We start from the raw sequence: 12,142 nt of genomic DNA on the forward strand, positions 1-12,142 counted from the left end.
GACCCTCTCCATCAAGCCACTTACGTAACGAAAGCGAGCACCACGACAGCCATGGCTGAGGCTCAGAACATCCCGGCCGGGTCGACGACCGCCGGACAGATCGCGGTCGCCGCCGAGTCGACCGTCGCCACGCGCATGAGCGCGCCGCCCTCCTACGACGTGCAGGACTTCCCGGTCCCGCACGGCCGCGAGGAGGAGTGGCGGTTCACGCCGCTGGAGCGGATGCGCGGTCTGCACGACGGCACCGCCACCGCGTCCGGCGACGGCGTGAAGGTCGACGTCGAGGCCCCCGAGGGCGTCGACGTCGAGCTGGTCGGCCGCGACGACGCCCGCGTCGGCAAGGCCGGCAAGCCCGTCGACCGGATCGCCGCGCAGGCGTACTCGGCGTTCGAGAAGGCGTCCGTCGTCTCCGTGCCCAAGGAGACGGTGCTCACCGAGCCGATCCGGATCCGCGTGCACGGCGAGGGCGGCACCGCCTACGGCCACCAGGTCATCGAGCTGGGCGCCTTCGCCGAGGCCGTCGTCGTCATCGACCACACCGGTGACGCGGTGCTCGCCGCCAACGTCGACTACCTGCTCGGCGACGGCGCGAAGCTGACCGTCGTCTCCGTGCAGGACTGGGACGACAAGGCCGTGCACGTGGCGCAGCACAACGCGCTCGTCGGCCGCGACGCCTCCTTCAAGTCGGTCGTCGTCACCTTCGGCGGCGACGTCGTCCGCCTGCACCCCCGCGTCCAGTACGCGGCCACCGGCGGCGAGGCCGAGCTGTTCGGCCTGTACTTCACCGACGCGGGCCAGCACCAGGAGCACCGCCTCCTGGTCGACCACAACACCCCGCACTGCAAGTCGAACGTCGTCTACAAGGGCGCGCTCCAGGGCGACGACGCGCACGCCGTGTGGATCGGTGACGTCCTCATCGAGGCCGCGGCCGAGGGCACGGACACGTACGAGATGAACCGCAACCTCGTCCTCACGGACGGCGCGCGGGTCGACTCGGTGCCGAACCTGGAGATCGAGACCGGCGAGATCGTCGGCGCCGGTCACGCCTCCGCGACCGGCCGCTTCGACGACGAGCAGCTCTTCTACCTGATGTCCCGCGGCATCCCCGCCGAGGACGCCCGCCGCCTCGTCGTGCGCGGCTTCTTCGCCGAGCTGGTCCAGCAGATCGGTGTCCCGGACATCGAGGCGCGCCTGCTCGAGAAGATCGAGGCCGAACTGGAGGCTTCGGTCTGATGACCCCGTCCTTCGTACGTGCCTGTGGGCTCAGCGAGCTGGAGACCGACACCCCGAAGCGGGTGGAGATCGACGGCACGCCCGTGTCCATCGTGAGCACCGAGGGCGAGGTGTTCGCGATCAACGACATCTGCTCGCACGCGAACGTCTCGCTCTCCGAGGGCGAGGTCGAGGACTGCCAGATCGAGTGCTGGCTGCACGGCTCCGCGTTCGACCTGCGCACCGGAAAGCCGTCCGGCCTCCCGGCCACCCGCCCCGTGCCCGTATACCCCGTGAAGATCGAAGGGGGCGACGTCCTCGTCGACGTGCGCGCCTCCCTCACCCAGGAGAACTGAAGCCCCCATGGCAACGCTTGAAATCAAGGACCTGCACGTCACCGTCGAGGCGGACAACGCCACGAAGGAGATCCTCAAGGGCGTCGACCTGACCGTGAAGCAGGGCGAGACCCACGCGATCATGGGTCCGAACGGCTCCGGCAAGTCGACCCTCGCGTACTCCCTCGCGGGTCACCCCAAGTACACGATCACCTCCGGCACCGTCACGCTCGACGGCGAGGACGTCCTGGAGATGTCCGTCGACGAGCGCGCCCGCGCCGGCCTCTTCCTCGCCATGCAGTACCCGGTCGAGGTCCCCGGCGTCTCCGTCTCGAACTTCCTGCGCACCTCGGCCACGGCCGTGCGCGGCGAGGCCCCCAAGCTGCGTACCTGGGTGAAGGAGGTCAAGGAGGCCATGGAGAAGCTCTCCATGGACCCCTCCTTTGCTGAGCGCAACGTGAACGAGGGCTTCTCCGGCGGCGAGAAGAAGCGCCACGAGATCCTCCAGCTGGAGCTCCTCAAGCCGAAGATCGCGGTCCTCGACGAGACCGACTCCGGCCTGGACGTCGACGCCCTGCGCGTCGTCTCCGAGGGCATCAACCGTGTCCGTGAGAACGGCGAGGTCGGCACCCTCCTGGTGACGCACTACACGCGCATCCTGCGCTACATCAAGCCCGACCACGTGCACGTGTTCGCGAACGGCCGCATCGTCGAGTCCGGCGGCGCCGAGCTCGCCGACCAGCTCGAGGCCGAGGGCTACGACAAGTACGTGAAGGGTGGCGCATCCGCGTGACACAGCTGCCGGGCCTCCTCGACACCGAGGCGATCCGCAAGGACTTCCCGATCCTCGACCGGGTACTGCACGACGGCGAGAAGCTCGTGTACCTGGACAACGCGGCGACCAGCCAGACGCCGCGCCAGGTCCTCGACGCCATGACTGAGTACTACGAACAGCACAACGCCAACGTCCACCGCGGCGTGCACGTGCTGGCCGAGGAGGCCACGGCGCTGTACGAGGGCGCGCGCGACAAGGTCGCCGCGTTCATCAACGCGCCGAGCCGCGACGAGGTCGTCTTCACGAAGAACGCCTCGGAATCGCTCAACCTCGTTGCCAACATGCTCGGTTGGGCCGACGAGCCGTACAAGGTCGATCACGAGACCGAGATCGTCATCACGGAGATGGAGCACCACTCCAACATCGTTCCGTGGCAGCTGCTCGCGCAGCGCACCGGCGCGAAGCTGAAGTGGTTCGGCCTGACCGACGACGGCCGCCTCGACCTGAGCAACATCGACGAGATCATCACGGAGAAGACGAAGATCGTCTCCTTCGTGCTCGTGTCGAACATCCTCGGCACCCACAACCCGGTCGAGGCCATCGTGCGCCGCGCCCAGGAAGTCGGCGCCCTGGTCATGATCGACGCCTCGCAGGCCGCGCCGCACATGCCGATAGACGTGCAGGCGCTGCAGGCCGACTTCGTGGCCTTCACCGGCCACAAGATGTGCGGCCCGACGGGCATCGGCGTCCTCTGGGGCCGCCAGGAACTCCTGGAGGACCTGCCCCCGTTCCTCGGCGGCGGCGAGATGATCGAGACGGTGTCCATGCACTCCTCGACGTACGCCCCCGCTCCGCACAAGTTCGAGGCCGGTACGCCGCCGGTCGCGGAGGCCGTGGGCCTCGGCGCGGCGATCGACTACCTGCAGTCGATCGGCATGGAGAACATCCACCGGCACGAAGAGGCGCTCACCGAGTACGCGGTGAAGCGGCTCCAGGAGGTCCCCGGCCTCAAGATCATCGGCCCGGCCACGGCCGAGGAGCGCGGCGCCGCGATCTCGTTCACGCTCGGCGACATCCACCCGCACGACGTGGGCCAGGTCCTCGACGAGCAGGGCATCGCCGTCCGCGTCGGCCACCACTGCGCACGCCCGGTCTGCCTCCGCTATGGAATTCCTGCGACCACGCGAGCGTCGTTCTATCTGTACTCCACGCCGGGCGAGATCGACGCGCTCGTCGAGGGGCTCGAACACGTCCGCAATTTCTTCGGTTAAGGGCTGGGGATCGTGAAGCTGGATTCGATGTACCAGGAAGTCATCCTGGACCACTACAAGCACCCGCACGGCCGGGGCTTGCGGGATGGCGACGCCGAGGTGCACCACGTCAACCCGACGTGCGGTGACGAGATCACACTGCGCGTGAAGTACGACGGCGAGAAGATCGCGGACGTGTCGTACGAGGGCCAGGGCTGTTCCATCAGCCAGGCCTCGGCGTCCGTCCTCAACGACCTTCTGGTCGGCAAGGAACTGTCCGACGCGCGGCAGATCCAGGAGACCTTCCTGGACCTGATGCAGTCGAAGGGGCAGATCGAGCCGGACGACGCGATGGAGGACCTCCTGGAGGACGCCGTCGCGTTCGCCGGGGTCTCCAAGTACCCGGCCCGAGTCAAGTGCGCCCTCCTGAGCTGGATGGCGTGGAAGGACGCGACGGCACAGGCGCTGGGCACATCAGATGCTCCGCATCGGCCGGAGGAGGCGAAGACCGCATGAGCGAGACCATTGAGATGAAGCCCGCCTCCGAGGACGAGGTCCGCGAGGCGCTGTACGACGTCGTCGACCCCGAGCTGGGCATCGACGTCGTGAACCTGGGCCTGATCTACGGCATCCACATCGACGACGCGAACATCGCGACGATCGACATGACGCTGACGTCGGCGGCCTGCCCGCTCACCGACGTCATCGAGGACCAGGCCAAGTCCGCCACCGACGGCATCGTCAACGAGCTGCGGATCAACTGGGTCTGGATGCCGCCGTGGGGCCCGGACAAGATCACGGACGATGGGCGCGAGCAGCTGCGGGCGCTCGGGTTCAACGTGTGAGTAGCTGTTGTGCGTGACGAAGGGCCCCGGCTTCGGCCGGGGCCCTTCGTGTCAGCGGCGTCGTTTTACCGCGTCGGTGAAGACGCGGAAAGCCGCGATGCGCTGGCTGCCCCGCAGACCTCGCAGGGTAGCCAGGTGCCCGAGGAGCAGGGCAAAGATGAGGGACAGCGGGATTCCTGTCAGGAGAAGAAGTTCAGGGACGAGGGGCACCGGTCGGACCTTTCCGTGGACGCTGTTGAGTGGTGTGTCGTCGCCAACAACACCTGACAGGACGACAGTGCGGTACTTGCTAGGCGGGGGCGGGCTAGGTTGTCGCAGGTCGGATTCGGTGACCGGGATTTCCCGGCGGGACGGAGTCAGCGGCGGAACCCGCGGTCGGGATCGCGCCCCGAGCCCCTGTAGAACGGTTCGAACCAGTCGGCGGCTTCAAGGTTGGCGATGCCGAGGAACTGGTGGGCGATGCTGTCGGAGTCCTCGATGCCCTGGGACCAGGGTTCGTAGAGGAACAGCACGTCGGTGTCCTCGAGCAGAACTGCTATGCACAGGTCCCAGTCGTAATCGTCGTGGCTGGCCGGCAGGTCTTTCACCAGGGCGGAGACGGACTCGCTCTCGTCGATCACCATGCTCGACGCGTACTCCAGGGCCAAGTGAAGCGCCATTTCCTCGCCGGTGCAGGTGGGCCGCGGCTCGTCTCCTGCCCGGATGTCGTTGGCCAGGTCGTCGAAGCACCGAGCCATCTGCCGACGCCAGGACGCCTGTTGACCCCATGTGAGCACGGGCAGGTCGCTGAAGACAGAGGCGTAGTGATCACCTAGATCGACGCGGCGGTCGCCGACCTCCTCCAAGGAGTCGTACGCCCTGTCGGCCACGGTGTCGAAGGCGGCTTCCAGGACGCGCAAGGTACGCACGGTGGGGCCGTAGTAGGCGTCGTCGTCCCAGTCGTCCTCGTCGGTAGGAGAAGGGGCCGCCGGATCGGATGGCGCAGCAGGTCGCATCCCCTCTGGTATCGCGCGATGGTCAAGGCCGGGACCATTGAAGTACGAGCTGGCGACCTCATCCCCTTCCTGGGCGGCTTGCCAGTACCAATCGAGCGCCGACTGGCGATCCCGTTGCCGGAAGTGGAGATTGCCCATGAGCCGGATCGACAGGACATCACCCGCGTCTATTGCCAGCTGCAGCCAATGGGCGGCTTCGGCTTTGTCGGTTCGCTCGTAGAGGAGCCCGAGGGTGCGCAGGGCGTCGATGTCACCCTGGTCGACGAGGGGAAGCAGTGAGCGACGTGCGATGTCCATGCGGTCGTTCGCGTGGGAGGCGAGGGCGATGTCGAAGCGCTGATGTGCCTCCGTTCCGCTGGCGAGGGCCATTCCCCAGATTTTCTCCGGGATGAGGGAAGGAGATGGCCTGTGCTCCCGGAGGTGGGCATCCAAGAGATAGTCGAACGGACGCACTCCGTCCCCTTCGGGGATGAGGAGCCGTGTGACGGCGTCGCGCGGACTGGTGGCCCACTCCAGGGCGGAGTCCCAGGGCTCGGGGCCGATCAGCTGCTTGTTGCTGCCCGGCAAGTAGTCCTCGTGCAGCTCCCGTAGGACTTCCTGTGAGAGCGGGTCCATGAGTCCCGCCAGCGACAGGTCGATGGCTGCCCATACGAGGGCGGCTCCCCTTGGGTGTCCATCCACGACGGATGCGGCATTCAACTCCCGCCACAACTGCGGTCCGGTCGCCAGGGTTTCCGCAACGCCGAAGTTCTCCGCCTGGCTGAGGGCCAGTCGCAGACGTTCGTCACGGCCCGAGCGGAACTGCAGCCGTGCTCGCTCCAGTTCCTGCGGCGACCACATGCGTTTGACGTCGAACTCCTGGGACAGGCGGATCGCCTCGTTCGATGGCATGCCCTCCCTGATGCGCGAGCGCATGGTTCCGAGCACTACGGTCCGAGCGGAGCGGAGGGCTCGGATTTCCGGAAGGCCCAGGCCGCCGAGCCCCAAGAACTGCTCCATGTCATTGAGCCAGAGGACGTGGGGAGTGCCGACCTTGCCTGCCTGGACGGCTGCTGTGATCGCGTCGGGGATCTCCGTGACGTGCTGGGGGACGATGAGCAGGTGGTCGGGCAGCGTGGTGACCATGGCTTCGTAGGCACAGCGGGTCTTGCCCGCAGTCGACGCTCCGGTGAGGAGGACGAACCCGCCGTCCTCACAGACCCGGCTGAGGGTGGTACGCACCGCTTCGTCGACGTCCCGAGGGATGTATGAAGGGACCGTGTTGCCGCTTTTGGTGATGCGGGCGGGGTGGACCTTGAGTTCCAGTGGATCGGCTTCGTGGACTCGGAGCGTGGCCACACGAGGCGTGCGCGCGGGCGTCGGCTCGTCCTTCGCGCGTTTGTACAGACGTTCCCAGTCGGGACGGTGGAATTTTCCGCGTGGCAGTGAGCCGAGCTGCTCCAGTGCGCCGAGGAAACTGTCCACGGCGGCCCACGACGTGGGAAGGCGCTTCCCGTTCATCCAGGCGTTGACGGCTGACGGAGTCAGGCGCGTACGTCCCCGCGCCTGCGCAGTGTTGACGATTTTCGCCAGCGTCGGCTTTGCGGCGCCGTCGGGGGTGGCTTCTCGCAGGGCGGACTGAAGGGCTTGTGAGAACTCGTGCCGTGCCGTCCCGTCAGTGGTCATGGGGTCCATCCGCCCATGGTGACGGCCGGCACTGACAGTCGAGGTGGGGGCGCGGTGCGCCCGGCCCGTTCACAAGGGGTTCCAGGGTGTTTCAGGGAGCCTTTGTGTACGCCCGTACCCAACGTTTATGTACACTCGTACACATGGGATACGTGCTGCTGGCCGGCGCCATAGCCGCCGAGGTGGGCGCCACCACCGCCATGAAATACAGCGAGGGATTCAGCAGGCTCTGGCCCTCGCTGTTCACCGTCGCCGGCTACATCGTCGCGTTCGCGCTGCTCGCGCAGACGCTGAAGACCGTGCAGATCGGTACCGCGTACGCGATCTGGGCGGGGACCGGCACCGCCGTCATCGCCGCGATCGGGATGCTGTTCCTGGGGGAGGGGCTGACGCTCGCCAAGGTCGCGGGCATCCTGCTCGTCATCGGCGGGGTGGTCCTGCTGAATCTGGGCGGTGCGCACTGATGGGTCCGAATCCGAGGGGAACGTGCTGATGGGAACGCGCCGTTACGACCCCGAGCGCCGGCAGCGGATCATCGACGCCGCGATCCGGGTGGTCGGGGCGAAGGGCATCGGCGGGCTCAGCCACCGCTCCGTGGCCCGCGAGGCGGACGTGCCGCTGGGCTCCACCACGTACCACTTCAAGACGCTCGACGAGCTGATGGTGGCGGCGCTGCGGCAGGCCAACGAGGGCTTCGCGAAGGTCGTCGCCGCGCACCACGCCATCGAGGACCCGGAGACCGATCTGCCGGCCGAGCTGGCCGCCGTGCTCGGCGAGTGGCTGGGCGGGGAGCGGGAGGGCGTGGAGCTGGAGTACGAGCTGTACCTGGCGGCGCTGCGCCGCCCGGCGCTGCGGCCGGTCGCCGCCGAGTGGTGCGAGGAGCTGGCCGAGGTGGTGGCCAGGCGCACCGACCCCGGTACGGCGCGGGCGCTGGTCGCGCTCATGGACGGGATCTCGATCGAGGTGCTGCTGACGGGCGGCGAGTACGACGAGGCGTACACGCGGGAGATGCTGGCGCGGCTGATTCGGTGAGAGGACCGGTGGGGGCCGGTGAGGGGCCCGGTGGGTGAGACGGGGGCGGGCACCGGTTAGCCTCCGCGGGCCCGCGCCGATTAGGTTTGGGGCCATGACCGACACCAATGCCCCCCGCTCCACCGGCGCCGTCGCCGCCGGTCTTGCCACCATCACCGCCGACGGCACCGTGCTCGACACCTGGTTCCCCGCCCCCGAGCTCGTCGCCGAGCCCGGCCCGGCCGGGACCGAGAAGCTCACCGCCGAGAAGGCCGTCGAGCTGCTCGGCGAGGGCGCGGCGAAGGCGATCGGCCCCGACGCCCGCCGCGGCGTCGAGACCGTGGCCGTACGCACGGTCATCGCGTCCCTCGACGACAAGCCGCTCGACGCGCACGACGTGTACCTGCGCCTGCACCTCCTCTCGCACCGCCTGGTGAAGCCGCACGGCCAGAACCTGGACGGCATGTTCGGCTTCCTCGCCAACGTCGCCTGGACCTCGCTCGGCCCGGTCGCCGTCGACGCCCTGGAGACGGTCCGCCTGAACGCCCGCGCGGAGGGCCTGCACCTGGCCGTGACCTCGGTCGACAAGTTCCCGCGCATGACGGACTACGTCGCCCCCAAGGGCGTGCGCATCGCCGACGCCGACCGCGTCCGCCTCGGCGCGCACCTCGCCGAGGGCACCACGGTCATGCACGAGGGCTTCGTGAACTTCAACGCCGGCACGCTCGGTACGTCGATGATCGAGGGCCGCGTCTCCGCGGGCGTCGTCGTCGGCGACGGCTCCGACATCGGCGGCGGCGCCTCCACCATGGGCACCCTCTCCGGCGGCGGCAACGTCCGCATCGTCATCGGCGAGCGCTGCCTCGTCGGCGCCGAGGCCGGCGTCGGCATCGCGCTCGGCGACGAGTGCGTCGTCGAGGCGGGCCTGTACGTCACGGCCGGCACCCGCGTCACGATGCCCGACGGTCAGGTCGTCAAGGCCCGCGAGCTGAACGGCGCGAGCAACATCCTCTACCGCCGCAACTCCGTCACCGGCACGGTCGAGGCCCGCCCGAACAATGCGGTCTGGGGCGGCCTCAACGAGGTGCTGCACAGCCACAACTGACCGGCGACAGTCGGTTGCGCATACGCACGAGCGCCCTCCCGCGATGCGGGAGGGCGCTCGTCGTTGTCGTCCGGGGCCGCCGGGTGCCGTCAGGAGGTGGGGCGGACGTGCCGTCGGCCGCGCAGGGCGTCGAGGGTCGCGCCGAGGGCCAGGGACTGGAGGAGGGCGCTTGCGGCGATCGCCGTGGTGAGGGCCCAGATGGGGGCCTCCGTGCCCCACGCCGCGTCCAGCGCGGCCACCGTGAACAGTGAGGTGGGCGCCGTGGGGAGGAAGGGCCAGACGCCGGCGAAGCCGGGGTCGGAGGAGAAGAGCGTGACGGCGGCCGTGAAGGCGACGGAGGCGGTGACGGCGGCGAGGTAGAGCGCCGACGCCGGGTTGGTGACGGTCAGGCGCAGGACAGTGCGGGCGTTCATCGGTCTCCCCGTGGGTGGTGCTGGTGTCGCCGGTCCTCCTCCATCGTCACGCGGGCTCGCGCCGTCGGCATGAGTATCCGTACCTGAGTTGCGCGTCGAGCAGGTCCTCGTACGCCGTCCGTAGGGCGTCGGTCGCTTCCTGGCTCGCCGGTCGCAGGGGTGCGCGGACCGGGCCGCCGAGGAGGGCCTTGGCGGTGACCGTGCCGGGGAGGCCCGAGCTCATCATCAACTCCGTGAGGGGAACGGTGAGTTGCTGGAGGCGGGCGGCTTCCGTCGTGTTTCCGGCGTCGTACGCGTCGATGATGGCGCGGAAGGCGGCGGGCGCGACGTTCGCCACCGTCGAGACGTAGCCCGCGCCGCCGAGTGCGTAGAGCGCGAGTACGTATTCGTCGCAGCCCGTGTAGTAGGCCAGGTCCGTCGCGGCCATGACCTTCTGGGTGCCGAGGAGGTCGTACGCGCAGTCCTTGACGGCGACGATGCGGGGGTGGGAGGCGAGGCGGATCATCGTGGGCGGTTCGATGCGGGTGCCGGTGCGGCCCGGGATGTCGTACAGCATCACGGGGAGGTCCGTGGCGTCGGCGACGGTGCGGAAGTGGGCCTCGATCGCGTCCTGGGGCGGGCGGCTGTAGTACGGGGTGACCAGCAACAGGGCGTCCGCGCCCGCCTGTTGGGCTTGGTGGGCGAGGTCCGTCGTATGCCCCGTGTCGGACGTGCCGATGCCTGCGACGACCGTCGCGCGGCCGTCGACCGCCGCGCGCACCGCCCGTACGAGTTCCGCCTTCTCCGCGTCCGTCGTGGTCGGTGACTCGCCGGTCGTGCCCGACAGGACGAGGCCCTCGCAGCCCTCGGCGACGAGGTGGTCGGCCAGCTTCTGGGCGGCGTCCAGGTCGAGTGCGCCGGAGCCGGTGAAGGGCGTGATCATGGCGCACAGGGCGCGGCCGAAGGGGGCGGGGCGCGGGAGCGTGTCGGTCATGAGTGGAGTGTCGGACCGGGGACGCGGTGGCTCCACTTAATTCTGCTACGAGGTGGTGCGGAGCGCTGCTGAAGGGTTGGCGATTGTTTTGGCTGAGATGCGTGCTTCAGGAGATTCCGTCGCGGGCCGATGGTCTGGAGAGGAGAAACCGGTTCGGGCGCGAGGTGTTTGTTGTGCGAGACGTGGTGCTGGCGCTTGCCGCGCCCGCCGTGATGTGTGCGGGTGGGATCTACGCGGCGTGTGCCGCGTGGTGGCGGCGTCGGCGTCCGCGCCCGTCGCTGGAGACGGGGGAGCGGGCCGTCGCGGTGGCCGAGGCGATGATGGCCGACGAGTACGCGCTGCTCCTGCACGACGCCGAACGCACTGGTGCCAAATCCGGTCCTGTGCGCCACCATGAGAGGCCGGTGACCGGCGACCGGGTCACCGAAGGCCGTTCAGGGGAGGCAGCATGAGGCTCGGCAAAGCACTCGCCACCGGAATCGCCGAGGAAGAGGAAGCCCAAGTAGCCAAGGCCGATGCGGCCGACCTCGAAGTGGGTGAGCGGGCAGCGGAGTTGGCGGCCGAGAGCGCCGCCGCGCACGACGTCGCACCGGAGCCCGCCGAGGTACCGGCCGCGCGATGAGGCTGCGGCTTCCCGAGGAGCGTCCGACGGAGCCGCCCACCGGATACAAGATCGCCCACCCCGTGCTCGACGCGGACGGTGGGCGCGCCGGTTTCCTGGGCGTCTCGCTGGGCGCCGCCGCGCCCTACCGGGTCCTCGACGAGGCGCGCTGCGTGTACGGCAGGCGGCACCGCGCACCGCACCGGCGCTGCGACTGCGGCTTCCACTGCGTCCACGAACGCCGGGCGGCGGACGGGATGTTGGTGGGCGCCGAGCACCGTAAGGCGGTGCTGCTGGAGGTGTCCGTGCTCGGGGCGTACATCCGGTTCGAGCGCGGGTACCGGTACGGGCGCCAGCGGGTGCGCGCCGCGACCGTCGGGCCCTGCCCGTGCGGCGCCGAGGCGACCGTGCTGGCCGACGCCGGGTGGGGGCGCGAGGGGCGGCAGGTGCTGGAGGCGGCGTGCGGGGGCTGTGTGGGCGGGCGGGCGCGCTGGACGCTGGAGGTGTTCGCCCGGCTCGCCGGTGACGGGCTGCGGGTGTCCGCCGCGCCGGGCACCGGATCGCCGCGGGGCCCCGCCCCCGGAATGCCGGAACTGGTCGCGGAGGCGGCACTGCTGCAGGCCCGACTCGACTGGTTCCAGGGGCAGTTGGCGCGGCTCGGGCGGGCGATGGGCGGGGAGAAGTAGCCGGGCGGGTCAGGGGGGTGTGGTCCGGTGGGCGGGGCGTGGTTGACCTCAAGTTAGGTTGAGGGTGGAGCGTGAGGGGCGTCGATCAGAACTCGTACGCCCCGACGCCGGGCTCGCCTTCCTGTCGACCTGGGACGTCGGCGACCCCAAGCGGCAGCGCGCTGTGCTCGACGCCATCGCGCACACCTGGGAGACCCGGCCGTGGCCGCACGCCGGGCTGCTCTCGTACAGCGTGTACGCGGGTGACGACGGCGCCACCCTGATGCACCACTCGCA

16 protein-coding genes and 1 pseudogene are annotated in these 12,142 nt (G+C 69.4%); 14 read left to right on the top strand and 3 right to left on the bottom strand.

Annotated elements, in window-relative coordinates; all coding sequences use genetic code 11:
- Positions 1-51: 51 nt before the first annotated feature.
- Genes sufD through RBJ65_RS27505 form a run of 7 tightly spaced genes read left to right on the top strand, consistent with a single transcriptional unit; the run spans position 52 to position 4,684 of the window.
- Positions 52-1,233 carry a Fe-S cluster assembly protein SufD gene (gene sufD / locus RBJ65_RS27475; RefSeq protein ID WP_306322584.1) on the top strand — a complete coding sequence of 394 codons (1,182 nt, stop codon included), beginning with the start codon at positions 52-54 and terminating at the stop codon, positions 1,231-1,233.
- Positions 1,233-1,568 (top strand): non-heme iron oxygenase ferredoxin subunit, encoded by a 336-nt coding sequence (locus RBJ65_RS27480; RefSeq protein ID WP_306322585.1) that lies wholly within the window; start codon positions 1,233-1,235, stop codon positions 1,566-1,568. The genes sufD and RBJ65_RS27480 overlap by 1 nt, the downstream gene beginning before the upstream one ends.
- Before the next feature lie 7 nt (positions 1,569-1,575).
- Entirely contained in the window at positions 1,576-2,340 is a 765-nt protein-coding gene (sufC, locus tag RBJ65_RS27485; RefSeq protein WP_306322586.1) for a Fe-S cluster assembly ATPase SufC, read from the top strand.
- Positions 2,337-3,593 carry a cysteine desulfurase gene (locus RBJ65_RS27490; protein ID WP_306322587.1) on the top strand — a complete coding sequence of 419 codons (1,257 nt, stop codon included), beginning with the start codon at positions 2,337-2,339 and terminating at the stop codon, positions 3,591-3,593. Before sufC ends, RBJ65_RS27490 begins: the two co-directional genes overlap by 4 nt.
- A 12-nt stretch (positions 3,594-3,605) precedes the next feature.
- Positions 3,606-4,088, top strand: a complete 483-nt coding sequence (gene sufU, locus RBJ65_RS27495) for a Fe-S cluster assembly sulfur transfer protein SufU (protein ID WP_306322588.1) — start codon at positions 3,606-3,608, stop codon at positions 4,086-4,088.
- Entirely contained in the window at positions 4,085-4,417 is a 333-nt protein-coding gene (locus RBJ65_RS27500) for a metal-sulfur cluster assembly factor (protein ID WP_184596910.1), read from the top strand. The genes sufU and RBJ65_RS27500 overlap by 4 nt, the downstream gene beginning before the upstream one ends.
- A gap of 48 nt (positions 4,418-4,465) precedes the next feature.
- Entirely contained in the window at positions 4,466-4,684 is a 219-nt protein-coding gene (locus RBJ65_RS27505; protein ID WP_306322589.1) for a hypothetical protein, read from the top strand.
- 89 nt (positions 4,685-4,773) lie between these two features.
- On the opposite strand, the gene RBJ65_RS27510 is transcribed toward RBJ65_RS27505, so the two are convergent.
- Positions 4,774-7,086: a hypothetical protein gene (locus RBJ65_RS27510; protein ID WP_306322590.1), complete on the bottom strand. Its 2,313-nt coding sequence runs from the start codon at positions 7,084-7,086 to the stop codon at positions 4,774-4,776.
- A 134-nt stretch (positions 7,087-7,220) separates the two neighbouring features.
- On the opposite strand from RBJ65_RS27510, the gene RBJ65_RS27515 reads away from it, so the two are divergent.
- The 3 genes from RBJ65_RS27515 (at position 7,221) to dapD (ending at position 9,193) form a co-directional block, all read left to right on the top strand.
- Positions 7,221-7,541, top strand: a complete 321-nt coding sequence (locus RBJ65_RS27515) for a multidrug efflux SMR transporter (RefSeq protein ID WP_306322591.1) — start codon at positions 7,221-7,223, stop codon at positions 7,539-7,541.
- Positions 7,542-7,569: 28 nt separating this feature from the next.
- Entirely contained in the window at positions 7,570-8,109 is a 540-nt protein-coding gene (locus RBJ65_RS27520) for a TetR/AcrR family transcriptional regulator (RefSeq protein ID WP_306322592.1), read from the top strand.
- Between the two features lie 94 nt (positions 8,110-8,203).
- Positions 8,204-9,193: a 2,3,4,5-tetrahydropyridine-2,6-dicarboxylate N-succinyltransferase gene (dapD, locus tag RBJ65_RS27525; protein ID WP_306322593.1), complete on the top strand. Its 990-nt coding sequence runs from the start codon at positions 8,204-8,206 to the stop codon at positions 9,191-9,193.
- A gap of 89 nt (positions 9,194-9,282) precedes the next feature.
- Here the strand turns inward: dapD and RBJ65_RS27530 are convergent, their stop codons facing one another.
- Positions 9,283-9,606 carry an SCO4225 family membrane protein gene (locus tag RBJ65_RS27530; RefSeq protein ID WP_306322594.1) on the bottom strand — a complete coding sequence of 108 codons (324 nt, stop codon included), beginning with the start codon at positions 9,604-9,606 and terminating at the stop codon, positions 9,283-9,285.
- A gap of 46 nt (positions 9,607-9,652) precedes the next feature.
- The gene (dapA, locus tag RBJ65_RS27535; RefSeq protein ID WP_306322595.1) at positions 9,653-10,579 is read right to left on the bottom strand and encodes a 4-hydroxy-tetrahydrodipicolinate synthase; all 927 of its coding nucleotides are present in this window, start codon (positions 10,577-10,579) and stop codon (positions 9,653-9,655) included.
- 101 nt (positions 10,580-10,680) lie between these two features.
- Here dapA and RBJ65_RS27540 point away from each other — a divergent pair, with 101 nt between their 5' ends.
- The 4 genes and pseudogenes from RBJ65_RS27540 to RBJ65_RS27555 all read left to right on the top strand — a co-directional run.
- Complete coding sequence (locus RBJ65_RS27540) at positions 10,681-11,031, top strand: hypothetical protein (RefSeq protein ID WP_306322596.1); 351 nt, start codon at positions 10,681-10,683, stop codon at positions 11,029-11,031.
- On the top strand, positions 11,028-11,201 hold the full coding sequence (locus RBJ65_RS27545) for a hypothetical protein (RefSeq protein ID WP_306322597.1): 174 nt from the start codon (positions 11,028-11,030) through the stop codon (positions 11,199-11,201). Before RBJ65_RS27540 ends, RBJ65_RS27545 begins: the two co-directional genes overlap by 4 nt.
- On the top strand, positions 11,198-11,866 hold the full coding sequence (locus tag RBJ65_RS27550) for a hypothetical protein (protein WP_306322598.1): 669 nt from the start codon (positions 11,198-11,200) through the stop codon (positions 11,864-11,866). The genes RBJ65_RS27545 and RBJ65_RS27550 overlap by 4 nt, the downstream gene beginning before the upstream one ends.
- A gap of 64 nt (positions 11,867-11,930) precedes the next feature.
- Positions 11,931-12,142: pseudogene (locus RBJ65_RS27555) on the top strand (antibiotic biosynthesis monooxygenase); the annotation flags it as partial.

Source organism: Streptomyces sp. KL109B, assembly GCF_030766935.1.
In the GTDB taxonomy this organism is placed as follows: Bacteria; Actinomycetota; Actinomycetes; order Streptomycetales; family Streptomycetaceae; genus Streptomyces.